Annotated in this window: 24 protein-coding genes; 8 read left to right on the top strand and 16 right to left on the bottom strand. The window is 45.4% G+C overall.

The window, feature by feature from the left end; all coding sequences use genetic code 11:
* Positions 1 to 73: 73 nt before the first annotated feature.
* The 11 genes from sdaAB to DXB70_RS12530 form a co-directional block, all read right to left on the bottom strand.
* Entirely contained in the window at positions 74 to 736 is a 663-nt protein-coding gene (gene sdaAB, locus DXB70_RS12580) for an L-serine ammonia-lyase, iron-sulfur-dependent subunit beta (protein WP_118491675.1), read from the bottom strand.
* A gap of 27 nt (positions 737 to 763) precedes the next feature.
* A complete protein-coding gene (locus DXB70_RS12575; protein ID WP_147354015.1) occupies positions 764 to 2,278 on the bottom strand; it encodes a PucR family transcriptional regulator in 1,515 nt (504 codons plus the stop codon).
* A 96-nt stretch (positions 2,279 to 2,374) separates the two neighbouring features.
* The gene (locus tag DXB70_RS12570; protein WP_107000603.1) at positions 2,375 to 3,427 is read right to left on the bottom strand and encodes a leucyl aminopeptidase; all 1,053 of its coding nucleotides are present in this window, start codon (positions 3,425 to 3,427) and stop codon (positions 2,375 to 2,377) included.
* Between the two features lie 37 nt (positions 3,428 to 3,464).
* A complete protein-coding gene (locus DXB70_RS12565; protein WP_107000604.1) occupies positions 3,465 to 4,697 on the bottom strand; it encodes a M20 family metallo-hydrolase in 1,233 nt (410 codons plus the stop codon).
* 32 nt (positions 4,698 to 4,729) lie between these two features.
* Positions 4,730 to 5,776, bottom strand: coding sequence for a leucyl aminopeptidase (locus tag DXB70_RS12560; RefSeq protein ID WP_107000987.1), 1,047 nt, complete (start codon positions 5,774 to 5,776; stop codon positions 4,730 to 4,732).
* An 80-nt stretch (positions 5,777 to 5,856) separates the two neighbouring features.
* Complete coding sequence (locus DXB70_RS12555) at positions 5,857 to 6,825, bottom strand: ABC transporter ATP-binding protein (protein ID WP_107000605.1); 969 nt, start codon at positions 6,823 to 6,825, stop codon at positions 5,857 to 5,859.
* A complete protein-coding gene (locus tag DXB70_RS12550; protein WP_107000606.1) occupies positions 6,825 to 7,829 on the bottom strand; it encodes an ABC transporter ATP-binding protein in 1,005 nt (334 codons plus the stop codon). The genes DXB70_RS12555 and DXB70_RS12550 overlap by 1 nt, the downstream gene beginning before the upstream one ends.
* Before the next feature lie 2 nt (positions 7,830 to 7,831).
* Positions 7,832 to 8,737 (bottom strand): ABC transporter permease, encoded by a 906-nt coding sequence (locus tag DXB70_RS12545; RefSeq protein WP_107000607.1) that lies wholly within the window; start codon positions 8,735 to 8,737, stop codon positions 7,832 to 7,834.
* Positions 8,737 to 9,753: an ABC transporter permease gene (locus DXB70_RS12540; protein ID WP_233430204.1), complete on the bottom strand. Its 1,017-nt coding sequence runs from the start codon at positions 9,751 to 9,753 to the stop codon at positions 8,737 to 8,739. Before DXB70_RS12540 ends, DXB70_RS12545 begins: the two co-directional genes overlap by 1 nt.
* Positions 9,754 to 9,850: 97 nt before the next feature.
* Positions 9,851 to 11,536: an ABC transporter substrate-binding protein gene (locus DXB70_RS12535; protein WP_118629075.1), complete on the bottom strand. Its 1,686-nt coding sequence runs from the start codon at positions 11,534 to 11,536 to the stop codon at positions 9,851 to 9,853.
* Positions 11,537 to 11,928: 392 nt separating this feature from the next.
* Complete coding sequence (locus DXB70_RS12530) at positions 11,929 to 13,434, bottom strand: alanine/glycine:cation symporter family protein (RefSeq protein WP_118629077.1); 1,506 nt, start codon at positions 13,432 to 13,434, stop codon at positions 11,929 to 11,931.
* 651 nt (positions 13,435 to 14,085) lie between these two features.
* Between DXB70_RS12530 and DXB70_RS12525 the strand changes: the two genes are divergently transcribed.
* Genes DXB70_RS12525 through DXB70_RS12520 form a run of 3 tightly spaced genes read left to right on the top strand, consistent with a single transcriptional unit; the run spans position 14,086 to position 15,952 of the window.
* The gene (locus DXB70_RS12525) at positions 14,086 to 14,970 is read left to right on the top strand and encodes a LysR family transcriptional regulator (protein WP_181357188.1); all 885 of its coding nucleotides are present in this window, start codon (positions 14,086 to 14,088) and stop codon (positions 14,968 to 14,970) included.
* 58 nt (positions 14,971 to 15,028) lie between these two features.
* Positions 15,029 to 15,268, top strand: coding sequence for a LysR family transcriptional regulator (locus tag DXB70_RS14435; protein ID WP_243099967.1), 240 nt, complete (start codon positions 15,029 to 15,031; stop codon positions 15,266 to 15,268).
* 9 nt (positions 15,269 to 15,277) lie between these two features.
* Positions 15,278 to 15,952: a LysR family transcriptional regulator substrate-binding protein gene (locus DXB70_RS12520; RefSeq protein WP_347559622.1), complete on the top strand. Its 675-nt coding sequence runs from the start codon at positions 15,278 to 15,280 to the stop codon at positions 15,950 to 15,952.
* Between the two features lie 83 nt (positions 15,953 to 16,035).
* Here the strand turns inward: DXB70_RS12520 and DXB70_RS12515 are convergent, their stop codons facing one another.
* The gene (locus DXB70_RS12515; protein ID WP_022360005.1) at positions 16,036 to 16,320 is read right to left on the bottom strand and encodes a helix-turn-helix transcriptional regulator; all 285 of its coding nucleotides are present in this window, start codon (positions 16,318 to 16,320) and stop codon (positions 16,036 to 16,038) included.
* Between the two features lie 314 nt (positions 16,321 to 16,634).
* On the opposite strand from DXB70_RS12515, the gene DXB70_RS12510 reads away from it, so the two are divergent.
* The 5 genes from DXB70_RS12510 (at position 16,635) to DXB70_RS12490 (ending at position 22,566) form a co-directional block, all read left to right on the top strand.
* Positions 16,635 to 17,957, top strand: a complete 1,323-nt coding sequence (locus DXB70_RS12510; protein WP_022360004.1) for a sodium-dependent transporter — start codon at positions 16,635 to 16,637, stop codon at positions 17,955 to 17,957.
* Positions 17,958 to 18,512: 555 nt separating this feature from the next.
* On the top strand, positions 18,513 to 19,538 hold the full coding sequence (locus DXB70_RS12505; protein WP_107000613.1) for an ATP-binding cassette domain-containing protein: 1,026 nt from the start codon (positions 18,513 to 18,515) through the stop codon (positions 19,536 to 19,538).
* The gene (locus DXB70_RS12500; RefSeq protein ID WP_022360002.1) at positions 19,535 to 20,203 is read left to right on the top strand and encodes a methionine ABC transporter permease; all 669 of its coding nucleotides are present in this window, start codon (positions 19,535 to 19,537) and stop codon (positions 20,201 to 20,203) included. Before DXB70_RS12505 ends, DXB70_RS12500 begins: the two co-directional genes overlap by 4 nt.
* Before the next feature lie 69 nt (positions 20,204 to 20,272).
* A complete protein-coding gene (locus DXB70_RS12495; RefSeq protein WP_118673422.1) occupies positions 20,273 to 21,178 on the top strand; it encodes a MetQ/NlpA family ABC transporter substrate-binding protein in 906 nt (301 codons plus the stop codon).
* Between the two features lie 47 nt (positions 21,179 to 21,225).
* Positions 21,226 to 22,566, top strand: a complete 1,341-nt coding sequence (locus DXB70_RS12490) for an amidohydrolase (protein ID WP_118673421.1) — start codon at positions 21,226 to 21,228, stop codon at positions 22,564 to 22,566.
* 31 nt (positions 22,567 to 22,597) lie between these two features.
* Here DXB70_RS12490 and DXB70_RS12485 read toward each other — a convergent pair whose 3' ends face one another.
* The 4 genes from DXB70_RS12485 to DXB70_RS12470 all read right to left on the bottom strand — a co-directional run bounded on the left by DXB70_RS12485 (position 22,598) and on the right by DXB70_RS12470 (position 25,116).
* Positions 22,598 to 22,882: a hypothetical protein gene (locus DXB70_RS12485; RefSeq protein WP_347559621.1), complete on the bottom strand. Its 285-nt coding sequence runs from the start codon at positions 22,880 to 22,882 to the stop codon at positions 22,598 to 22,600.
* Positions 22,883 to 22,893: 11 nt separating this feature from the next.
* Entirely contained in the window at positions 22,894 to 23,454 is a 561-nt protein-coding gene (locus DXB70_RS12480) for a hypothetical protein (RefSeq protein ID WP_347559620.1), read from the bottom strand.
* 55 nt (positions 23,455 to 23,509) lie between these two features.
* Positions 23,510 to 24,265 (bottom strand): TraX family protein, encoded by a 756-nt coding sequence (locus tag DXB70_RS12475; RefSeq protein ID WP_022359997.1) that lies wholly within the window; start codon positions 24,263 to 24,265, stop codon positions 23,510 to 23,512.
* A 104-nt stretch (positions 24,266 to 24,369) separates the two neighbouring features.
* Positions 24,370 to 25,116, bottom strand: coding sequence for a hypothetical protein (locus tag DXB70_RS12470; RefSeq protein ID WP_118673420.1), 747 nt, complete (start codon positions 25,114 to 25,116; stop codon positions 24,370 to 24,372).
* Positions 25,117 to 25,184 lie beyond the last annotated feature (68 nt).

Raw genomic sequence — 25,184 nt, 5'->3', positions numbered from 1 at the left:
TTCCTGGCACATATCTTAGGCCGTTACTGTTCACGCATACGTGTCCAGTAACCTTAGGCCTTCCTGCCGAAAGTTATATCTGTACTGCCTGTACACTCAATACATCCGGAATCCGGCGAAGACGTTCAAGAATTTTATCATCCACCGACTCATCCACCTCTATAATGCTCAGTGCATGCTCTCCTTTCGTATTTCTCGTCAGCTTCAGAGTTCCTACATTCATGTCTTCGTCCAAAAGAACGCTGGTAATCTGATGAATCATGCCTTTTCGATCCATGTGACTAATCACAATTGCAGGCAGCTCAGCTGAAAGATCAATCCGGCAGCCATTTAAATCATTAATCATGATACGACCACCTCCAATAGACGATCCTACCATACAAAGAACCTGCTCCTCTCCATCAAAAAGGCGAATTTCTACTGCGTTTTCATGAACTCCCTCCATCTGCTTTTCAAAAAATTTCCAGGCGAGTCCTTGTTCAGTAGCAATCTGAAACGCGTCGGGAATCCGCCCGTCTTCCGGACTCATACCAATAATACCCGCAAGTAATGCCAGATCAGTTCCATGTCCACGATATGTTTTCGCAAACGATCCATGTAAGCCAAATTCTGCTCTGTTAAACGTTTTTCCGCAAAGTGCGCGGGCAGCCCCTCCCAATCTTGCAGCCCCTGCTGTATGGGAACTGGACGGTCCTATCATAACCGGTCCTATCACATCCATAATACTAATATCCATCTTTCTCCTCCTGATAGTCAGAGTGCATTAACGTCTTTCTGCCGTCATCCGTTCCAGATAAAGAAGTGTTCCTAGCGATGATATTTCATTCAATGATAAATCGCTCCCCATTTCCATATACTGTACTGCTTTTTCAATTCTATATTTTACGGAATTAACATGAATTCCCAAAAGCTGTGATACTTCTTTAATACTGCGAAGAACCAGATAAAGGCGAAGTGTGTTCAAAAAAATTATCACTTCATCTGAATATTTGATTTTTAATTGATCCGCCGAATACAAAAGAACTTTCTGTTCCCTCGGCGCATTCGTAAGCAGGTAAAGTAAAGAAAGCTCATCCATACTGTAAAGCCCCTTCAAAAACAGAAGAGAATTCAATAAATTTTTTATTCGCATGATCTCTCGATGCAGTTCCTTATTTTTATATTTTCTTTGTGAAAACACAAACAAATTCGGTTTATTATCTTCTGACAACCTGCAATAAACATCATACGGCGATTTCATCCCTTCCTCTTCCGGAATTAACAAAATACAATATTTCTGATTATAGTTACTTTCATACAAAATATACTTTCTGTCAAAGTTTAATTTCGATTTGTCAAAACTATCAAATCGCATGAACACTATGTATATTTTTGCTTTCCCGTAGTATGGTATTGCTGGTTCAATTTTTCGTATTTTACTGCCCTGAGAAATATTATCCAGTTCCCGAACTATATAAGGCGCCATCTGATGATATAGCTGAAGCATATTCTCCTGCACTGACCCCCGGCTCGGACAGCAGGCCACCATGCTGTTTTCTCCAAAATATACAACTGCCAGGCGTGAACTATCAATTCGAAGCATCATCGGCGATTGCATCGTATTCCCCTCATTCTGTCGTATCTTCTGAATCCGGGAAATCAAAAAAGCTACCGTAATTCCTTCTGTTCCATAACTGTAAACCGTCAATGCACTCATCACAATCGGAAGCTGCAAAATCTCACTCATTTTCCGGCACAGCATATCCGGATCTTTATTCACATGAAAATCAACAAAGGTCCCCAATGCCATATCCATCCAACTGCGTTCGATCGATTCCATGCTGTTGTTTGCGATGATGCTATATTCCGAAACCATATCTCCCCACCGAACAGTTACAGGAATATATAAAATCGGAAAACCACATTCATTTCCCAATTTCAATATCTCAGGATCTATCTCCTCATTTAGGTAACTTCCAGGCATTATCCCGATCCCAGCACATCGATGCTCGATCATCGCCTCAATCAGATGTATCCGGTTTTCTTTATTATCCGCCAGGCTCCAGAAACTCGTCAGATAAAAAATCCCCTCATCCAAATACTGAACAACCGCTGGATAGGTCTCTTCTAGAATCTCGAATCGTCGTATCACACGATACGCACCATTTCCTCCCGCTGCAATATAGCCTTCACGCATGGAAGGCAGATTCAATATATCAATTGCTCTTATCATTCTGCCAGCACCTCCGAGTCGTGTTATATAGCGATTAATTATACTACAAATTGCCCGAACCTGCACCTAAAATAAAGGTTAAAATCAACACATTACACAAACCCTCAAAAAAGGGGGATGCTGCAAATCTGCAGCACCCCCTTGCCTATTTTTCTATCCTGATCAATGACCTAACTGATGTGCCATTTCTACAATTTCAGGAGTAGGGCCAACAACTCTACCTTCGTCAAGAATCTGAACACCATCTACCCATACGCTGCAGTTTAAGCAAATACCATCAGAATGGGTTGCTGCCGGGATACCACCCGGAATATCCGAAACAAGCTGAGGACCAACATTACCGAATCCCCACTCTGTACATCCCCATACTCGCTCATCTTCTACGATATCGCCATTGAGCATTGCATTCGGTCCAAAACCAAAGCTTCCATGCGCAACCAGATAAATCTGTTTGTCATTGAATGATTTCATCCATTCTGCATAAGCCTTTGCATCAGTTCCTTCGCCTTCAATCTTGGTAACATAACCCTTTTCAATAGTAAATGTAATCGGATTCTTTACAGCTCCCAGAGGCGGTGTGATAGTACCATCTACAACGATCGTTCCATTGATGCTGTCAAAGTTCGGAGACCAGCTAATCTGTCCTGGGAACATCTTAATTTCACCCTTACGTACATGTCCGTCTGCTGTCACATAAGCTCTACCCGGCTCATTATCGCATTCCAGGTGCATACCATTTGGAGATGTGATTACAAAATGTTTTCCAGCCTCACAGAAATCAGAGATTGCCATGATAAATTTGGTCAGAAGATTATTATCAACTTTACCAATATTACGAACCATCAGCTCCGGATTAACTCCGCACAGATTCATGTATCTTGGTCTATCTTCTGGATCCGCTACAATCTTATCATATGCAGTTGAATAGAAGATCCATTTATTGTTATACTCTACCCAGGCATCACATCCCTTGATAGCTGCCACTAACGGCTCAATCGGCATATCAATATCGCCGGCTTTTCCACAGTCTCTTGGTGTTGACATTTTCAGGACCAGCGGTTTTGCCCCAAGAGCAAAAGCAGCTTTTGCTGTTGCGTTTACAACGTCCATATTCGACTCTGTATCACACGTAATAGCAAGGGATTCTCCGGGCTGCAAATCAAACATATCATGAAGCAGCTTATAGCACGCATTCGTTAACTCTAATTCGTACATGTATGTGTACCTCCTATCATTTTATTGTTTTCTTATCCTACTCTTCGTATCTAGCCAACGCAGCCAGATAAATCTTTGTATCACGAACCAAGTTATCAATTACCACATATTCATTTGGTGTATGACACATATCATCCAGTGTAGACCAGATTACAGCAGGAATATTTTTCTCCCGGAGAATGGCGCCGCAGGTGCCGCCTCCGATACCACCGCAGTAGGCCTTTGTTCCCGTCTCCGAGATTGCCTCCATCAAGCTCCGTACTACCTTACTTTCCGGCGAGGTAGGCGGCGGTGCTACCACCCGGGTCAGATACTCCACATTCATGTTAATTCCCGGGTATTTTGCCTCATATTGCTTCATAAGTCCTTGGATAAACTCCATCACTTCATCCACTGAATAATCCGGTAAAATTCTTAAATCCATACAAAATACATCTTTTCCCGGCATGACATTAGGACTTTCCACATTGGCAAATTTTTGTGTCACCTCAAAGGTCGACATTGGTGGATTGAACATGGTGTCTTCTTTATCATATCTCGTTTTAAGAGCATCCTCCAATTCAACACCAAATTTCATTCCTATATAACATGCATTGATACCCAGATGTGGCATCGCTGCATGAGATGTTTTTCCGTTTATTGTAAATTTAAGCCAAATCTGCGATTTTTCTGCAATTTCAACAAAAGAGCCATCCGCGCTGCCCCCATCCGGAACAATTGCCTCATCTTTCGGCTGAATGAGTCCTTTATCAAGAAGTGCCTTCATGCCAAAATCACTTCCAGTTTCTTCATCCGACGCATAATAGAAGCACAAATTCCTATCTATCTGGATATGTTCGGCAAACAACGCCTCGCATGCATACATGGTAGTAATCACTGACTGGCTGTTATCTTCACATCCAAGTCCATAGATTCTTCCATCCTTTACTGTAGGAGTAAAAGGATCCGTATCCCAGGCACTTAAATCTCCCGGACCTACGGTGTCCACATGGCTGATAAACCACAGAGAACGATCCGTAAGCTTAGTTCCGGGGATTGTCACAACTACGTTGAGGCGCACGCCTTCTTTGACATTTTCGTCCGGAACCTCGTATACCTCATAGGGGATCTGGCGCTTATCGAACCATCGCATGATCCACTGCATTCTTGCATATTCGCCGGTGCCTCCCATCTTCGGATTGACAGCAGGTATCGAACTCATCTCTATCATATCTGCAACCATCTGTTCCCGTTTTTCTGAAATCAGATTCTGCAATTTCTGAACATCCATCGTGTACCTCTCCGTAATTTATTACTTATTGATTAGTGGCCAAGCTGTCTTGCCAGCTCTACAAACTCTTCCGTCGGACCTACTACTTTACCTTCATCAAGAACCTGCACACCATCAATCCAGAGGCTGCAGTTCAATGCAATACCGTCCGAATGAGAAGCTGCGGCAATTCCACCTTCCATATCAGATACCAGCTGCGGACCAACATTTCCGATACCCCATTCTGTACAGCCCCATACACGCTCATCTTCTACGATGTCGCCGTTAAGCTGTGCCATCGGTCCAAATCCAAGACCACTATGAGCCATCAGGAACATATTCGGATCATCGAAGCTCTCCAGCCATGCACGGAAGTTTTCAGCATCTCTTCCACCTTCAATTTTTTTGATATAGCCCTTCTCGATATAGAACTTAACCGGTCCCTGTAATGCTCCGATTGGCGGAGAAAGAGTTCCATCAACCACAAGCACGCCATTTACACTCTCAAAGTTCGGAGACCAGCTGATCTGACCTGGGAACATCTTAATATCATTCTTACGAACGAATCCATCCGCCGTTACATAATCACGACCCGGTTCATTATCACACTCCAAATCCGTTCCTGCCGGAGTTGTAAAGCGCATATGATGTCCTGCCTCACAGTAATCCGAGAATCCCTGGATAAACTTGTTCAGAAGAATGTTGTCTACTTTACCAATGTTGCGAACCAACAGTTCCGGATGAACACCGTTCTGATTCATATATCTCGGACGATTGTTCGGATCTTCTGTAATCTTGTCATAAACGGTGGAATAGAAGATCAGCTTATAGTTGAATTCTACCCAGGCATCACAAGCTTTAATACCATCAATCAGTGCTTTCATCGGCATATCTTTATCGCCAGCTTTTGCGCCTTCCGGTGCAGCGATCTTAAAGATAAGTGGCTTAGCTCCGAGAATCACTGCTGCTTGTGCAGTTGCTTCTACAATCTCATCACTGGACATTGTATCAGTTGTAATCGCAATTGTCTCTCCAGGTTTCAACATGAACATGTCGCGAAGCAGCTTCAAACAAGCATCGAGAACTTCATATTCTAACATAACACCCTCCATTCTATTGTCTCTTGGGACAATGTGTCTTTTTTATTCTTAATTCCCGGCATTCGGGAATCTCTGAATCACTATTTACATTTTCCACACAAATGGCATCGGACAAAGTGACCAGGTTCTACTTCCTGCATTTCAGGATCCACTTCCATACAGATTTTCTGCTTAAAGGCACATCTGGTGTGGAAACTACAGCCACTTGGAATATTAACAGGAGATGGAATTTCCCCTTCACTCTTCACTTTCTTTGGTTTCAATGCTTCTTCTTCCGGTGTAACAACCGGAATCGCCGAAAGCAGCATCTGTGTATATGGGTGCATTGGTGCTTCATAGAATGTTTTTGTTGGAGCAATCTCACAAATCTTGCCCAAGTACATAATAGCAATCTTTGTGGATACGTTTCTCATAACACCCATATCATGTGTAATAAACATATATGTCAACTTCTGCTCTTCCTTCAGCTTCATCAGCATATTCAGAATCTTCGCCTGAATAGAAACATCCAGAGAAGAAGTTGGCTCATCCAAAATAATAAATTTCGGATTGCTGCAAAGAGCTCTGGCAATCGATACCAGCTGACGCTCGCCGCCTCCGATGGAGTTCGGCGTCTTATACATGAAATCCGGCGGCAATTCTACCATCTGAAGAATTTCACGAATTTTGTCATCTATCCCGTCTTTTGAAACTACATTGTGTACACGAAGAGGAAGACTTAAAATCTGACGAACATCTTGATACGGATTCAGGGATGAACCCGGATCCTGAAATACAATCTGTGCATCCCGGCGAAAATCTTTGCTTCGTCCCTTTGTCTTATTCGTAATGGTCTGCCCGTTAAAAATAATCTCTCCATCCGTCTGACGGTACATTCCCATAACTGTATAGGCAATCGTACTCTTTCCGGAACCGGACTCGCCTACCAGTCCCATAACCTCTCCTTCATTGATGGAAAAATTAACTCCGTCAACGGCACGGACAAAGCGATCCTTTCCAATGGGGAAATACTGCTTTAAATCTTTTGCAATCAATAATTCTTTTCCCATTACTCCGCCCCCTCCTTTTCCGTTTTTCCATCTGCATAGCGGAAACAGGCAACTTTATGTTCCGGTTCAATCTCCACTACTGGCGGACGTTTTTTCTTACATATTTCCGTTGCGTATGGACATCTAGGTGCAAATCGACATCCTTCCGGAGGATTTACATAATCTGGTACATAACCGTAAATTCCTGCTGATAATCCGCCGCCTGAAAGCCTCGGTACACAGGAAAGAAGTCCCTGCGTATATGGATGAGACGGCGATTTAAACAAGTCTTCTGTCCGACATGTCTCCACAATATTTCCACCATACATGATATAGATTCGGTCTACCAGTTCTCTGGCCACGCCAAGAGAATGAGTAATCATAATCAATGAACGTTTCTTTTCTTCTACAAGCACTCGTAAAAGATGATGAATCTGATCCTGAATTGTAACATCCAGTGCTGTACACGGTTCATCCGCAATCAAGAGTTCCTTCGGTGTAACCAACGCTGATGCAATACAGACGCGCTGCCTCATGCCTCCTGATAACTGATGTGGATAACTTGCCATAATACGATCCGGATCCGACAACATAACACTGGTAAGTGCCTGATGTGCTGCCTCCGTGATGGCTTTTTTATCATTCTTTTTATAAAGACCGGAATACTTGATAATATCTGTCAGCTGCTGACCAATTGTAAATACTGGATTCAACGCTGACATAGGGGACTGAGAAATCATGGATATTCCGGTTCGTCGTAACTGTAAAAGTTCTGATTGCTTCATTTCCAGAACATTTTTTCCTGCAAAATCTATCTTGCCATCTGGAACATGGATTAAATCCTTTCCCAGAACTCCCATTACTGTTTTCATTGTTGTTGTCTTGCCACAGCCAGACTCACCAACCAGACCTATTTTCTCTCCTTTTCCTACCTGCAGATTGATATGATCAACCACTTTAGAATAACCGCGATAGGTACGATACCAAATGGAGAGGTCTTCAATATTTAAAATGTTTTCTCTCATCCTTAGTGTCCTCCCTTATCAAACATGTCGCGGATACCGTCTCCCAGGAAGTTAAAGCCTAAAATCATAAATGCAATACCAGCAGCTGGGAATATTGTCAGCCACCAGATATCCGGCATTAATGCAGCACCGTCAGAAATCATCTGTCCAAATGCCGGTGTAGGAGGCTGTTCACCCAGACCAACGAAACTCAAGGACGCTCCCATCAGAATAACCCAGCCTACATCCAGCGCCATTTTTGTAAAAATAGGAGACAAACAATTAGGAAGAATTTCTCTAAAGAGAATGTGCGCCTTGGAAGCTCCTATTAATTCTGCATTTTTAACAAAGTATTCTTCCGAAATAGATGATGCCTGGCTGTATACAAGTCGTGTATACCACGGCCACCACATAATTGTTACTGCGAGCATGGAGTTCATCATGTTCGGTTCCAGAATCGAAGCTACACACAGTGCCAGAATCAGAGACGGTACAGAAAGGAATACGTCCGAGATTCTCATGATAACTGCATCTATCTTAGTTCCATGATAATATCCGGCCAAAAGTCCAAGTACCGTTCCTACCGGAACAGAAATAGCCAGAACAACGATACTCATAATCAGTGCACCGCGGAAACTGAAGATAACTCGCGAAAAAACGTCACGTCCCATCTGATCAGTTCCAAATAAGTAGTCCTTACAAGGCGGAAGGCTGGCATTTGCGTAATCAACAAAACTACCGATGCTTTCCGGATGCGGAACAATTACTTCTGCAAAAATTGCGAAGAAAAACGAAAGCAATACAAGCACAAGTCCAAATACTGACAGTTTATTGCGACTGAATTTGTATTTATAAATTCGGAGATTCTCTCTTGTGGATGGAGATAGAAGCGGTTTACGAGCCGCTTTTGTTTCACCTTGCGTACTCATTACTTACTTCCTCCCTTCCGCATTCTAGGATCCAGAGCAGCCACAATCAGGTCTACCACCAGATTCACTACAAAAAATGTAATACCGATAATCAAAACAACCGCACATATAGCATTTAAATCCTTAAACAACATTGCATTAATTCCATATCTGGAAATACCAGGCCAGTTGAAAATACGCTCTACCAGGAATGCATTTCCCATCAAAGACGCAAAGTCCATACCCATGGTCGTAATTGCCGAGGTTGCTGACGGTTTCAGAAGATACTTCCTGATCAACAGGTTCGGAGGAAGTCCATGTCCCGTAGAAACTGCCATATATTCTTTGGCTGAGTTATCAACCAGAGAAGAGCGAAGGATTCTGGCATCCTGAACCATCGGCGGTACGGCAAGTGCAAGTGCCGGAAGAAGCAAATGTAAAAATGCATCCCAGGCCACTGTGAAATCACCTGCCAGCAACGCATCCAGCACAAAAAATCCAGTTACCGTTTTCGGAGCTACCAGTGTTGTGCTTAACCGTCCCAAAACCGGAATTGCCTGTAATTTATATCCAAACAGAAGCAAAAGCAGAATTCCGATTACGAATGCCGGAAGTGCTACTCCGATATAAGACAGAACTCGAATCAAACCATCTACCCATGTATTCTTGTATTTACCAGCCAGAAGTCCAAGAATAAATGTTCCGATTACCATAAATACACCAGCCATGATAATCAATTCCAATGTTGCTGGAAGAAACTGTGCCACGTCCATGGCTACCGGTCTCTTAGTTACAAAAGAGTTTCCAAAATTTCCTGTTACTGCACTAGTGAGCCATTTTACATATTGAACCGGGAACGGATCATAGAGGTTCATCTCCATGCGAAGCGCTTCTTTAGCTGCCTCAGTGGCTCTGGCTCCCAGAGCGATGGTAGCTACATCACCGGGAACAACTCTGGCAATGGTAAATATCAATAATGATGTTCCAAACAATACCAGGATTCCCATCAATAGCCGTTTTATTATGTATTTAATCACTACGCTTCACCTCTTACTGTCTGCAAAAAGGATGCTGCAAAATCATATATTTAGATTATAAATATGTTTTATTTTGCAGCAGAGCCTTTCACAAATCTTACTTTTGATCCAGATTATACTCAAATTCAGAGTAAACCTGACTATAACCATTTACACACTGTGGAACGCCACCCTGCTCTACAAACGGCCAGGTAACATAAGAGCTCTGGTAAGCACATCTCTCTGAAAGGTCACAGAGCCAAGCGCTCGGACAGACTTCATCAACAATATAGTTCTGGATATCTGCGTATTTTGCAAGACGCTCATCCGTATCTGTAGTTCCAAGTGCATCTTCAATCATATCGTTAACGGTTGAATCAGCTAACCACTCACCATTCTCCCAGGTTCCTTTTGTCTCATCTCCATAACGGCTCTGTAAATAGATACCTGCATCATCGAACGGCGGAGCAGAGTTGATAATTGTAATCTGCGGAGAAGTTTCTACTGAACCCATCTGATCAATCAGAGAAACCCACGGAGCTTTTGCAATTGTAATTGTCACTCCAATTTCTTTTGCTGCTGACTGCATCATCAGTGCAATCTTTTCAAGGTCAGATACATCCGAGTTAACAACAATTTCGATCGGATAGTTTGCATAATCATTTGCATATTTAGATGCTGCGATGTATTTCTTAGCCTGCTCAATATCAAATTTAAAAGCCTTTGTATCTACATGACCCATAACACCTGCTGGAACCGGACCGGTTGCCTTAACGGAATCTGGGAAAATAGAATTAAGGATCGTATCGTAATCAATTACGCAGTTCATCGCACGACGGAAATTAATATCATCCATCGGAGCTGCCTGTGTGTTCATGTATACATTATATTCCAGACCATTGCTGTATTTAGCAATCGAAATACCATCTATCTTGCTTAATGCAGACAATGTCTCAACACTCTGCCAGGTATCTGTGATATCCATCTCTTTATTGTTGATCATCGTTCGAACTGTGGTTGCTTCGGTGATAGCCATCTGTTTGAAAGCTTTCGGAGCTTTCTCATTCTCCCATCCCATAAACCAATCCGGATTCTGCTCAGCATAGAAATAATCCTGCTGTACCAGTTCAACTGCTTTATACGCACCCGAACCTGCATCATGTGTCAGGAGATAGGTTCTTCCGTAGTCACCATTCTCACCGTAATTTCCGGTTGACTGTGTATTTGCCTTTACTTCATCTTCATTCAGGATATACAAACGAACCAGAGCGTTAATAAATGGTCCATATGCCTGTTTCAGATGAAACTCAACTGTATAATCATCGACGGCTACTGTCGTTCCCGGCTCAACATAGCTTGTAAAAATATAAGCATATCCCTCACCAATCGTTAACAGACGATCCATCGAATACACAACATCCGAAGCTGTTAATTCATCCCCATTATGGAATTTAATTCCTTTCTTCAGGTTGAAAGTATATGTAAGACCATCCTCACTGATTGTCCAATCTTCTGCCACTCTCGGGATAACGCCTTCATCCGCTTCATTTGACGGGAATATCAGTGTATCATAAATATTGATCGCTGCAATTAAGCTAGAACCAGTATTTACAATGGCCGGATCCAGATCCGGTGTACCGGACACACCAATCTTGATGCAGCTTTCCGCTTCCGCTACCCCCTGTCCGATTGCTGCCGCCTGGCTTCCTTCTGCACTACCTTGATTCCCACCGCCACATCCAGTTAAAAGCATAGCAAACATCGACGCTGCCAATACAACACTCAAAACACGTCTTTTTTTCATTTGGTCCTCCTTTACTGCTGAAACCTTTCGGTTTATCCCGCCAAAGAGACGTACATCTCATGGCATTTTCTTCTTTTTTGTGTTTATTTTCAGATTCGCTCATTGATATGTGATTATTATAGCAATTCAGCCCTTCCTCTTTCAATTGTGTTCAACCACAAATTCTTCTCATTTTTTTTGTTTCCAACAAACAGCCCGCCTTTACTGGGAGGACAGTTTCCGTCAATGGCGGACAGTTTTAGCACTTGTACACGTGAAGCGGAGCGTTTTGTTTCATAGGAACATCCTATGAAACAAAAAAACAGCCCCTGCCACACGACAGGGACTGCCTTTTATATTAGACTCTAGGAGTTAAACTCTATATCTAATAATATGTAACGATTCACATCCGATTATTTATCTTCTGCGATACGTTTTTTGTTGATGTCTTTCCACATCTCAACGTCTACGCCCTTCCAGCAAAGCTTATCCGGGTTGTAGTACGGGTCTTTCTTTGCTTTCATCTGCTCTTCGTAGTCTTTGTACAGTGCAAATACCTTCGGAGACAGAAGCAGTACAACTAACATGTTGATCCATGTAGATCCACCAAGTGCAAGGTCAGAAAGATTCCAAGCCAGACCGGAATCGATATTGCCCCAGATGAAGATAAGGATAGGCATAACAATCTGCATAATTCTGATAACTACTTTACGGGTAGCTGCTTTATCATCGCCCTGGAACAGGTAAAGAACCGAAGTCTCGCCCTCATAATAGTAGCTGATTAAGCATGTAAAGGAGAACAGAGCCAGCATGATAGCAATGAACAGAGGAGCAATACTTCCCATAACGGTGCTGCAGGCATTCTGAACGAAAATAACGCCATATGTTCCATCTGCTGCTAACTGAGCCATCTGATCGTGCATTGCACCGGTACCACCGATGTAACCAAACTGTGTATTGTAGCATCCGCTTAAGAGCATCATCAGACCAGAAGCGGTACATACGATAACGGTATCCAGCCAAACACCAGCTGCGTTTGCCATACCCTGTTTAATCGGGTGGCTGGTCTCTGCTGCTGCTGCGGTCGGCATGGACTCACCCATACCAGATGCAGATGAGAATGTGCCTCGTTTAACACCCTGCTGGATAGCGATACCAACGCCGCCGCCCAGAAGAGCTTCTTTGGAACCAAATGCACAGGATACAACCTGAGCGATAACGCTCGGAATCTGACCTGCGTTTGCGATTAAGATAACAACTGTTGCAATCAGGTAAATGCCTACCATCGGCGGAACCAGCATAGATGCTACAGAACTGATTCGTTTAACACCACCCATAACTACAACTGCCATAGCCAGTGCGATAACCAGAGCCGTAATCCACATCGGAATACCTAAAGCGTTCTTAAATCCATCGCAGATTGTATAGGTAGCTGCTGCCGGCATGAATAATACAACGCCCAGTCCGAAGAATGCTGCATAGAAGGTACCATAAGCTTTCCAGCCAAGACCTCTCTCAGCACAGTAAGCACCGCCGCTTCGATACTGACCATCGATACGGTTCTTATAAAGTACGGATAATGTACACTCAGTAAAACAAACAGCAGAGTTTGTCATACCAGCGATGATCATCCAGAAGAGTGCGCCAGGTCCGCCCATGTAAAGAGCTACGGCTACACCGGCTACGTTACCGGTACCAACACGCATCGCCATGGTTGTACAGAAGGATGCGAATGAAGAAATACCGGATTCAGACTCCGACTTATCAATGATTCGGCTCCACATATCTTTAAAATGAACAAACTGGAAAAAGCCGAGACGGATTGTAAAGTATAAACCACTGCCAACAATCAGAACTAACATTCCAACGCCCCAAATGGGTCCGTTCAACATATTGACGATGTTGTTAATTGCTTCCATATAAAGTTCCCCCTTTATTTGATGTAGTGCCGCGCGCTGGCTAAGCAAGTTTTTCAATTCGCTCAAAAAACTTCTTGCTTTTGAAAAAATTATATCACTAAAGTGAAATTTGTTCAACAAAATTATTTGAATTTATTATGCAGAATTTTCATGATATAGCGTAGAATCATGAATTCCCCTGTTTTTTTCATGAAATAAATTGCACTTTTTCGGGCGTCAATTAGTATAAATGCACAAGATATCATGATATTTTGTCTACAACTGCACCATTTTCCGTTAGACTCCCGTTCGGAATTTTGTCCATTTTCTTTCGGAGTTTCATGAATTTTGTTTACCATTTGTTTATTTTTTAACCTTTTGTGTGTTTCATTTAAATGAAATTTTTATGTTGTATTTGAGATCGTGGGCATATTTCTATCTTTTTCTCCCATTTCTTTCACGAATATGATATACTAGGGACACTTGGCAGAGCCATCGGAATGAATGTCCGCCGCACACGCACCCATGTAATCCGCCCGGATATTCCGTATGAATCAGATTCGTATTCTACATAATTCTTACAAATCTTCTCATCCTCCTTTGGTATCTGTCAGCTCTGTACATTTTATGAATCAGACCGAACGCTTATTACGAAAATGGAGGGAGTATTTTTTGGATCTCAAAGATATGCGGCTTTTTTTAGCCATTGCAGAAGAAAATAACCTGACGCGTGCCGCCCAGAAAAACGGTTACACGCAGTCGGCGGCAAGCCATATGCTGCGAAATATTGAAACAGAACTCGGGTTTTCCCTGTTTTCGCGTTCCCAGAGGGGACTTGCCCTGACGCGGAACGGCGAGGCACTGCTTTCCCCGATCCGGCGGACGCTGGCGGCGGCGGAATATTTTGATCAGACAGCTGCCTCCATCCGGGGTGTCCAGACCGGGCACATCCGGATCGGCGCTTACTTAAGCGCTTCCGTCCAATGGCTGCCGCCCGCCCTCAAAAAGTTTCTTACCGATTACCCGGATATGACCGTTGAAGTGCTGGAGGGGTGTTCACAGGAGATTGAAGGATGGCTGGAAAATAGCTCCATCGATTTCGGCATCGTCGGCCCCCACCCGGACGGAAAGATGGACTGGCTTCCCCTGAAAAAAGAACCCTACCTGGCTGTCTGCGCGAACGATTCCCCTTATGCTGAATATGAGCGCTTTGACTTAAAGGATCTCCCCAAGGTTTCTTATATAGAAGAAAAAGGTGAAAATGACCTGCTGCGCCAGTTCCAGCAGCTCGGCATCACACCGCCAAAGCCGTCGTTTACCTCGCAGAACACCTACTCCATGCTCGCGATGGTCAGCCACAACCTGGGGGTCTGCATCCTGCCGGAGCTGGTCGTCCGTGATATTTCTAAAAATGTTGTCCGGCTGCCGCTCAATCCGCCGATGGAGCGCGTGCTCGGCGTCCGGATTCCGTCAGCAAAAAAAGCGTCCCCAGCTGCCAGCCTGCTGATCGCGCAGCTGCAGCGGACGGTGTTTGAGTTGGAAGGACCACTTTTATAGTCAGATGCTTTTTAGAAACTTAAGATGAAAGTTTTGGGAAAAGAGGAGTCATTCGAATATGAATTTTCAATCAATGGAATATTTTGCCGCGGTTGCGAAAAACCGCAGCTTCACTAGGGCCGCCGATGCGCTGCATATTACCCAGCAGACATTAAGCGCCCATATCGCCGGAATCGAGCGGGAGCTTGGATGTCCGCTCCTAATCCGTCACATCCCGCTGGAGCTTACCTATGCGGGGGAGGTATTTCTGCGCTATGCAACGGAATTTAATACAAAATATGACTGTATGCTTCACTAATTTGGCGATATTTTAAATAACCAGACAGGAAAACTGCGGATCGGCATCGCATTCACGCGCGGACACGCCATCATGCCGGAGCTGATCGCCGCCTTTCAAAAGGAATATCCCGGCGTGGATGTGGAACTCGTCGAATCTTCCAACGATGTGCTGCAAAAATACCTGCTGGACGGCACAATTGATCTGGCGATCGCCAATTTTTCAGTTCGCATTCCCGGCATCATTCTGCGGGATTTCTATGAGGAAGAGATGGTTCTCATCGTCTCCACTGCCCTGCTGCAGAACATTTACGGCAAACAGACCGAAGCCATTATCCAGGAAGTCAGCCGCCATCACCGCTACTCCCTTCTGGCTCCATGTCCGTTTCTCCTAAACCGTGAACATGATCTAGTCGGACGCATCGGGCGGAATATCCTCGCGACAGACAACTTCGTCCCCTCGGTTCATGCCTGCTCTGACAACATCGCTACCCTGCTTGCCCTCTGCGCGATGGGAAAAGGTGCCTGCATCAGCCCAAAAAACCTCGCATTTTCTATTCTCAGCAAGGAACAGCTGGATACACTCCATGTCTTTACGCTCGGGGAAGAAGCGCGGTACCCGATCAAATTTGCGTGGCTGGAACAGAGCTATGAGTGGAATATGATTTCACGGTTTATTGAATCGTCGCTGAAATGCACTCATTAAAAACAGGGGAGACAGCCTCACACACACCGCTGTCTCCCCTGTTTATTCCCCAAATGGTCCCTGTGCGCCTCGGCGCACGCCTCTTATTCATCTACCAATGTAATCTGTACCCTTTTCCCCATCGCCGCTGCGATCTTTACCATAAAATCCAGCGACGGATTGTAGCTGCCGCTCTCGAAGCGGGTGATATTCGGCTGGGAAATCCCCGCCTTTCTGCCAAGCTCCGTCTGTGTCATGCCGTTTAACTTACGGTTCTGCTTAAATCCCTCGATCGTCGCCTCCCGCGCCTCCTGCTGCCAGCGCTCCATCCACTGTCTGTATTCCGCATCCGTCTGAAACGTCTCCGGAATCCTGTTTGCGTTTTTCATTGTGCTACCTTCTCCTTTTCGAATCTGCTCTGCCGCGGCGCCACCCTCCCAAAGCTCGCCGCTGCCGTCCTCTATAGAATACCATCTTTCCACCCTATAAATCAAGGTATTTCCCTGTAACGGTCCACCGGCAATTACTTTAGATCGCCTTTTCCCCTAAAACATACGATTCGCGCGCTCTGCCACTTGAAAGCAATGCCTCTCTTCTGGTATAATAGATGGACTTATGCAAACATCTACCTGACCGCTTCCAATCGGCGGACTCCCAGATATTTGCGGCAAATCTTATATAATGTTTGAGGAGTTACAATTTCATGGAAAAAAGAGAATCTTTCAACAGTAAGTGGGGCTTCATCCTCGCCTGTATCGGCTCAGCGGTCGGCATGGGAAATCTCTGGATGTTTCCCACCCGCGTCTCCCTGTACGGCGGCGGCTCGTTCCTGATCCCGTACTTTATCTTCGTCGCCCTGATCGGCTCCACGGGTGTCATCGGGGAAATGTGCCTGGGACGCGGCACCCGCTCCGGTCCAATCGACGCGTTCGGCGCTGCCTGCGAGACACGCGGCAGGCGCAAACTGGGTGACGCGCTCGGTTTCATCCCGGCAGCCGGTTCCCTCGCGATGGCGATCGGCTATACCGTCGTCATGGGCTGGATCCTAAAATATGCCATCGGAGCCTTTACCGGTGCCACGCTTGCCCCGGCCGACACAGACGGTTTTGCCTCTGCTTTCGGCTCGATGGCGTCCGCATTTGGAAACAATGGCTGGCAGCTTGCCGCCCTCTTCTTCTGCATTCTGATTCTGATGTTCGGCGTCGGAAGCGGAATCGAGAACGCCAACAAGCTGATGATGCCGGTATTCTTCATCCTGTTTGTCTTTTTAGGCATCTACGTAGCATTCCAGCCGGGTGCGATGCAGGGTTACCGCTACATTTTCCGCATCGATCCTGAGATCCTCGCAGACCCAAAAACATGGATTTTCGCACTGGGGCAGGCATTTTTCTCCCTGTCCGTCGCCGGAAACGGAACCTTAATCTACGGTTCCTACCTCTCCGATGAGGAAAACATCCCAGCATCTGCCGCGCGGGTTGCCCTGTTTGATACGATCGCCGCGATTCTCGCCGCCCTCGTCATCATCCCGGCAATGGCAACCACCGGTGCAAAACTTGATCAGGGTGGTCCGGGACTTCTCTTCATCTACCTCCCGAACCTCATCCGCTCAATGCCGGGCGGTACGTTGATCGCGATCATTTTCTTCGTAGCCGTTCTCTTCGCTGGGATGACCTCCCTGCTCAACCTCTACGAAGCACCGATCGCCACCGTCCAGGAAAAACTCCACCTCGGCCGCGTCCCTGCCTGCGCGGTTATCGGTATCATCGGAGCTGCCGTCTCCCTGTTAATCCAGGGCATCGTCTCCGACTGGATGGACGTCCTCTCCATCTACATCTGCCCCCTCGGCGCCGGACTCGCCGGAATCATGTTCTTCTGGGTATTCGGAAAAGACTATGCAGAAACGCAGGTCAACAAAGGCCGCGAAAAGAAATTTTCAAAATGGTTTGTACCGGTGTGCCGCTATATTTATATTCCAGTGTGTGTGCTGGTATTAATATTAGGCATCGCATTGGGCGGTATTGGATGATATGAAAAAGAATGTGCCTTGGCACATTCTCGCGGAGCGTTTTTTATTTCATAGGACACAATTTCCTATGAAATAAAAAAATGATTGACAAATCTCATTTCCGCGCTATAATAAGAGCTATCATTTAAAACCCACAAAACAAGTAGGAAATATATTTTTATAATCGTTTATGAATTTTAAGGAAAGGAGGAAACCATCATGAGAACATCTTATTCAGTTATGTCTGCTATGTGTTGTTGTATGGAGTGTATGTGCTGCTGTTGCTGTGACACTCTTACTTTTGTTGTGCAGACAGATAACTGGATGATATCTTCATGAGGTTTTTCTCATCTTGCTTTCACTGGAAAGTGATAGATACAATCCAATTTAGGAGGTCTGGACAACCAGACCTCCTTTTTTGTACCCATTTATATTTCAGTATGCAAAATTAAATATTTATATTGCATCCAGATATATCATTCGTATAAAAAACGCGACACATACAGAAGTCATTTTTCAGCAATTATCCCTTAAAAATGTGCTTCCCCAGATAAACAAAGTTAAAGGAGACCAGAAATGATTCGATTTGAACATTTAAGTAAAACATTCCAGACGAAAGACGGTGCATTTGAAGCACTGAAGGATGTGTCCTTCGAAATCGAAAAGGGCGATATCTACGGCGTCATCGGTTACAGCGGTGCCGGAAAATCCACCCTGATCCGAATGGTAAACGCCCTGGAAAGACCGACTTCCGGAAAGATTTTCGTTGAAGATAAGGACATTGGAAGCCTGAGTGCAAAAGAGCTTCGCAGCCTCCGAAAGGGAATCGGAATGATTTTCCAGCAGTTCAACCTCCTGGAATCCAAGACAATTTACGACAACGTCGCGATTGCCCTGAAACTAAACGGCACCCCCAAAAAAGACATCGAAGCGCGTGTGAATGAGCTGCTGGAGTTCGTCGAACTTTCCGATAAGAAGTCCTACTATCCGGGACAGCTCTCCGGCGGACAGAAACAGCGTGTCGGTATCGCAAGGGCACTTGCAAATAATCCGTCGATTCTTCTCTGCGATGAGGCGACCAGCGCCCTCGACCCGAAAACGACCGATTCCATTCTCGATTTGCTAAAGAAGATTAATGAAACTCTTCATATTACAATTGTGATTATCACACATGAGATGAATGTCATCCAGAAAATCTGTAATAAAGTCGCCGTCATGGATTTCGGTAAAGTCGTAGAAACGGGCTCTGTCATTCAGGTTTTCTCAGACCCGCAGTCCGATATCGCCAAACGGTTTGTCGGCAATCTCATCCACGACGTTATTCCGGAACCGCTCGTCGAGAGCATCCGCCGGGAAACGCGGAACAGCCGCCTGCTCCGCATCAAGCTGGAAAATACAGATAGCACCGAGCCGCTTCTCTGGGATATCAACCGGCGGTTTGAGGTGGAAACCAACATTCTCTACTCCACCATCAACGTTATTCAGGGCATCGTCGTCGGCATCATGCTCGTCCTCTTCATCGGAAGCGACGAGGAAATCAAAAAAGCCGAGCGCTACATTCTCGAATCAAACGAAGAATATAAGGAGGTTGTATTACCATGATTCAGCAGTATTTAGGCATTTCGCCGGACAAACTCATCAAGGCCGGTTGGGAAACCCTGTATATGGTCGGTTTTTCCCTGATTATCGGTTCCATCGTCGGATTTTTCATCGCTATTGTCTTATGGCTGACCCGCAAAGGCGGGCTCAAGGAAAATCCATTGCTTTACACGATTTTAAACGGTTTCATCAACATCATCCGAAGCACACCGTTTATCATCCTTCTGGTATGTGTAATGCCCTTTACGAAAATCATCGTCGGCACCCGGATCGGTACCAGGGCGGCTATCGTGCCGTTAGTTATCTATACCGCCCCATTTTTAGCAAGACTTCTTGAGACATCGCTTCTGGAAGTCGGCGGCGGCATCATCGAGGCAGCCCAGTCGATGGGAGCGACCACGTTCCAGATTATCGTTCATTTTGTACTTCCGGAAGCATTTGCTTCGGTTATCCTGGCTCTGACAACCGGAACCATCGCCCTCATCGGAGCAACTGCGATGGCTGGCTACATCGGAGGCGGCGGCATCGGAAACATCGCCCTGACCTACGGCTATCAGACCTTTAACTTCCCGCTAATGTTTGCGACCGTTTTCATCCTGATCGCATTTGTCTGGATCATCCAGAGTCTGGGAAACCGGCTGTCACAGAAGAGACGGACACATCAGTAACTTATAACTTATTTCTATTGAAGAAACTGCTAATTTAAATACACTTAAAAGAAAAAGGAGAACTCAATTATGAAAAATGTAAAAGCTTATGTAAGAACCACCCTGACCGCCGGTCTGATCCTCGCAGCTGCTGTTCTGGGAGGCTGCTCAAAGAGTGATGCTGGAAGCTCCGCTGCTGATACTGCAGCTGCTTCTTCCAGCGCCGAATCTGCTGCTTCCGCCGATGCTTCCAATTCTAATAAGAAGGAGCTCAAATACGGAAAAGCTGCCGGTCCGTACACTGTCTTATTTGAGGATGCCATCAAACCAATTCTGGAAAAAGAGGGCTATACACTCACCGAGGTTGATTTCTCTGACCTTCTCCAGAATGACCTTGCTTTAAATGACGGCGAAATCGATTTCAATGTAGAGCAGCATACCGCTTATGCCGAAAATTTCAACGAAGCCCAGAAAGGTAACCTGGTTCCGATTTCCCCGATTCCTACCGTTCCGGCTGCCATCTTTTCTGCCACTGAAACCTCTCTGGACGCCATTCATGACGGTGCCAAAGTAGCCGTTCCGGACGATGCCGCCAACACAGCCCGCGCTTATGTACTCTTACAGAAAGCCGGATGGATCACCTTAAACCCGGATGTGGATCTCTCCACTGTCACCCAGGCAGACATCACGGAAAACCCTTACAACATCGAATTTATCGAAATGAACTCCACCAATATTCCAGCTGTTTTAGATGACTTTGATTATGCGGTTATCACCGGAAGTATTGTATACAATGCAGGAATCGATCCATCCACTGCCCTTCTTCAGGAAGATATTCTGCCGCATCTGATTCTGCAGGTCGTTGTAAAAGAGGAAAATAAAGATGCTCAGTGGGCAAAAGATATCGTTGCTGCTTACCACTCCGATGAATTCAAAGAATATTTAGACAAGAATAACAATGGTTTATGGTTTGTTCCGGAGGAACTGTTTAACTAATAGGAAACAGCATCGGAAGGCATCAGCAGGAAACAGGAGGATTTCACATGGCTCTCATTTTAGATAAAACCGAACAAAAAATTGTCGATATCATCGACGCACACCGCAACGAGATCATCGCATTCGCCAAAGATATCTACACCCATGCAGAGCTGGGTTATAAAGAATACAGAACTGCAGAAAAATTTGCTTCTTTCATGAAAAATCTGAGTCTTGAGACAAAGGAAGAACTGGCTGTCACCGGTGTCAAAGCTTACTTAAATGAAGAAGAGAAAACGAATGTAAGTCTGGCTCTCATCGGGGAACTGGATGCGCTCCGCATCCCGGAACATAAATATGCCAATCCGGAGACTCAGGGAGCTCACTGCTGCGGACATCATGCCCAGCTGGCCGGTGTCATCGGTGCAGCCCTAGCTCTGACCAATGAAGATGTAAAAAAAGAGCTGGACGGACAGGTTGTATTCTTCGCCGTACCGGCAGAGGAATATGGTGAGATTGAATTTAAAAACTCCCTGACCGCACAGGGCAAAATCAAATACGGTGGCGGAAAATGTGAACTCATCCGCATCGGTGCTTTTGATGACATCGACCTGGATATCGTCCACCACACCGGTGATAAAGATATCAGTGTCGGTTCCCACTCCAACAACGGTTTCGTCTCCAAGGTCATTCGTTATAAGGGACTGGCTGCCCACGCAGCCGGTGCCCCGCATCTGGGAGTCAATGCATTAAATGCAGCCTCCCTCGGACTTTCCGCCCTGGCTTACCAGCGTGAAACCTTCCGGGATGATGACCATGTCCGGATTCATCCCATTATCACAAAAGGCGGTAATCTCGTCAATGTAGTACCGGATGAGGTGGTAATCGAAACTCTGGTACGTGCCGCCAACAAAGATGCTATCGCAGATGCTGCCGCCAAAACCGACCGTGCCTTCAAAGCCGGTGCCATCGCCGTCGGTGCTTCCTGCGAAATCACCACTATGCCCGGATATCTTCCGGCTCTGAGTGAAAAAGCCGATGAATCAGTCCTGGCAGCCGCTGAGATTGCCGCACAAACCAGTGAAAAAGATTACCAGATCGTCCAGGAAGATACCCACGCCTACAGCGGCGGCTCCACCGATGTGGGGGATGTACAGCATCTGCAGCCGGTCCTTACCTTCAACACCGGCGGTAAGGTAAGCGGTCTCCACTCCGTTGATTTCGATATCGTAGACGATGAGCTTGCCTATGTGGTCACTGCAAAAATATTCGCCCTCTCCGCTTACCGCCTGCTTCGGTACGGGGCTGTGAAAGCAAAAGAGATTGTAGAGAATTATCAGCCCATCTTTACCAAAGAGGAATATATCAAATATATGGATTCCTTTATTAAGACGGAGACGTATCAGTAAGATAACAGAAAAGAAGGACGGGAGGTACTTTTTACAGCACCTTCCGTCCATTTACAGTCAACTTAAAGGTCGTTCCCAGTATCTCCGCCGACTTCCGGCAAAGCATCATTCTTCCCAGGAAAATCTCAAAATAATCATACATGGAACATATCTTTTCATCTACCTGAAGATTCAGGGCAATAACTGAACGATCCTTTTCAATCTTAAGTTTGGACTCTGTTACCGCATAATTCACACGGTCGTGGATATCAAAAGCGGCTCTCTCTTTTTCACGAACACGGCTTCTTCGCACATCCGTCTTATCAGCGATAATCAAAGCTGCGGATATTACATTCTCCGGACTTCCGGTGGACTCATCATGGTTGCCGATGGCCGATATAATCGTAATCCGGTCATCCGGCGGCGTCCATTGGAAGAGCCAAGACAGCTTTCCAGGTGCATATAATCCTTTACTTCGTCCCAATTTACCACAAATCCGGCTCCGTGGGAACAGAAGACCGAGCCGCTTGGGTTTGCCAAATCCGCATCCGGATCGTAGCCGGCTGCTTCGATGACCTCTTCCTCATTATGGCAGGGTCCATATCCATCCAGGGTACAGACAAGCTGTCCTAAGCCGCTGGTATAAACCGTTACTTCTGTCTGATATCCATCCAGGGATGAAACCGGTGCACGGCCGGTAAGTATCGCCTGTCCATCCTCCAGAACCGGTCCTTCAAAAACCGCAAACCGGCGTTCCAGATCCGTCATTGCACGTCCTACCATCTTGTCCGATATCGTCAGATGAAATGCATAAAATGACTCCAAAAGCATCGAATGTGCCTGCATCAGGCCATGACGGATAGCCCGGTAAACCGACTGACGTAAATCACCGCCATTCAAGGTATTCACAGGCAATTTTACTACCTGTTATGATACCATGAATGGCGGGGATTGTAAAATTTTATCATCGGTTGATGAAATTCAGTACCACCACAAGCAGCAGCATATGAACTGGATAAAATGCATAACAGAGATACTGGAATGGTTTACTGTGGTAGCCCTGTCTTCCGCGGTACAGCCAGATGGGGATCAATGCCAGAAGCGCAAGCCCCTGCTGGCACAGTTCAAATTCCATGCCAAAGAGCTGAACCGGATACATCAGACCGCCCAGCAGTTCCACATTCAGCCAGTATAGGGCAGCCAGCTGTCCCAAGAAGCACCACCATTTCCGCCCATGGAGGAAATAGAACACAAATACCGTCAGAACACCGACCCCGTAGTAATCCACCATGCAAAGAGTTCCCAGTACCAGACCTGCCAGCACAACCAAAACGCACACCAGCAGATACATCCAGGTTTTTCCTTTTTTCCGTACCTGTTCCATAAGCCAGACACCTAAAAGGCCCAACAGGAATGTCCAGAGGACATTCTGGTGAACCGGATAAAACCAGGTACCGCCGTACATCAAATCAAAGGGAATTTCTGAAAGCACTGCAAACAGCAGCATCCGAAGGATGTACTTTTTAAAGCTTCTGGTGTGGAAGTACCCCTCCACCGCCATAAAAGCGAAGATAGGAAATGCCACTCTTCCGGCACAGGTAAGCCACTCCCTAGCAGGAAGAAGCGTCGCCCAAAGGTGATCCATCAGCATAAGCGTCATGGCGATAATGTGCAGGACAGCTGCAGTAAGTTCAAAGTTTTTTGAAGCAGATGAATCCATTCAGTTCTTGTTCCTTTCCTATTGCATTTCTATCGTATAATTATAGCTGTATGTGTGAACATAAAGCATATTGTCCTGAGGCACCAGAAGATCCGGCTGTTTTTTCAGCTCCAGGCTTGCAATAACCTCGCCGGTGTGAAGGTTGAGCTGATAAAGATAATCCTTTTCCGAGGTAAAACCATACCCGCAGATAATAACATCCTTTTTACAATAAAATTCATGGTGTTGCAGGTCTGATCCCCACTTCGCCAAAGAAGCTTGTTATTTTCCAGATCATAGGCAAACATAAAGCAGCTATCCGGCTGTGCGTAACCATTTGTCACACTGATGCCATAAAAGATATCATCCAGGAGGCAGGCATTATTGCCGTTGATATACCATTTATCCGTTGGATACTCCAGCACATACAGACAATTTCCGGAAATATTTTCATAAATATACAGCGCATCCCCGGACCAGATATACTGATATTCGTCATCATAGAAATTATTCCATTCCTTTCCGACCATAGGAAGGGATAACTGTTTGCTTTCATACCATTCGTTCGCAAAATCGATTCCATTTTCCTCTTCCGACACAATTTTTAACGTTAACGGTGAAACTGCATCTCCCTTCGGATGAATCTCCCCAACTCCGGATAAGTCAATGGTGATATACTTAGTTTCAGGAGCCGCATTTTCCCCTTCCCCTGCATCCTCATTTTGAATCAATACGGACTCCTCACCGGTCTCCCGGACACTTTCTGCAACACTTGACTCATTTTGCATCGTATAATCCATGTCCTTCTTGCCACAGCCAGCCAGGGTAAGCAAACAAGTCCACACAATCATAAAAGTTAGAAGTTTTTTCATATATATCCATTCCTCTATGCTCAAAAAGATGTTATCACTTTGGATGAACTTTCTTCTGAGCCATTTCT

Source organism: Clostridium sp. OM05-5BH (genome assembly GCF_003481505.1).
GTDB lineage: Bacteria > Bacillota > Clostridia > Lachnospirales > Lachnospiraceae > Otoolea > Otoolea fessa.
This window is presented reverse-complemented; position numbering and strand designations above follow the sequence as displayed.

Bases quoted from the DNA above. Each gene is read 5' to 3' on its own strand.
- DXB70_RS12555 (WP_107000605.1), bottom strand. From the start codon at position 6,825: ATGGGAAAAGAATTATTGATTGCAAAAGATTTAAAGCAGTATTTCCCC.
- DXB70_RS12530 (WP_118629077.1), bottom strand. From the start codon at position 13,434: ATGGAAGCAATTAACAACATCGTCAATATGTTGAACGGACCCATTTGG.
- DXB70_RS12495 (WP_118673422.1), top strand. From the start codon at position 20,273: ATGAAAAATGTAAAAGCTTATGTAAGAACCACCCTGACCGCCGGTCTG.
- DXB70_RS12510 (WP_022360004.1), top strand. From the start codon at position 16,635: ATGGAAAAAAGAGAATCTTTCAACAGTAAGTGGGGCTTCATCCTCGCC.
- DXB70_RS12550 (WP_107000606.1), bottom strand. From the start codon at position 7,829: ATGAGAGAAAACATTTTAAATATTGAAGACCTCTCCATTTGGTATCGT.
- DXB70_RS14435 (WP_243099967.1), top strand. From the start codon at position 15,029: ATGAATTTTCAATCAATGGAATATTTTGCCGCGGTTGCGAAAAACCGC.
- DXB70_RS12475 (WP_022359997.1), bottom strand. From the start codon at position 24,265: ATGGATTCATCTGCTTCAAAAAACTTTGAACTTACTGCAGCTGTCCTG.
- DXB70_RS12570 (WP_107000603.1), bottom strand. From the start codon at position 3,427: ATGTACGAATTAGAGTTAACGAATGCGTGCTATAAGCTGCTTCATGAT.
- DXB70_RS12535 (WP_118629075.1), bottom strand. From the start codon at position 11,536: ATGAAAAAAAGACGTGTTTTGAGTGTTGTATTGGCAGCGTCGATGTTT.
- DXB70_RS12500 (WP_022360002.1), top strand. From the start codon at position 19,535: ATGATTCAGCAGTATTTAGGCATTTCGCCGGACAAACTCATCAAGGCC.
- DXB70_RS12470 (WP_118673420.1), bottom strand. From the start codon at position 25,116: ATGAAAAAACTTCTAACTTTTATGATTGTGTGGACTTGTTTGCTTACC.
- DXB70_RS12565 (WP_107000604.1), bottom strand. From the start codon at position 4,697: ATGGATGTTCAGAAATTGCAGAATCTGATTTCAGAAAAACGGGAACAG.
- DXB70_RS12505 (WP_107000613.1), top strand. From the start codon at position 18,513: ATGATTCGATTTGAACATTTAAGTAAAACATTCCAGACGAAAGACGGT.
- DXB70_RS12560 (WP_107000987.1), bottom strand. From the start codon at position 5,776: ATGTTAGAATATGAAGTTCTCGATGCTTGTTTGAAGCTGCTTCGCGAC.
- sdaAB (WP_118491675.1), bottom strand. From the start codon at position 736: ATGGATATTAGTATTATGGATGTGATAGGACCGGTTATGATAGGACCG.
- DXB70_RS12490 (WP_118673421.1), top strand. From the start codon at position 21,226: ATGGCTCTCATTTTAGATAAAACCGAACAAAAAATTGTCGATATCATC.
- DXB70_RS12515 (WP_022360005.1), bottom strand. From the start codon at position 16,320: ATGAAAAACGCAAACAGGATTCCGGAGACGTTTCAGACGGATGCGGAA.
- DXB70_RS12545 (WP_107000607.1), bottom strand. From the start codon at position 8,737: ATGAGTACGCAAGGTGAAACAAAAGCGGCTCGTAAACCGCTTCTATCT.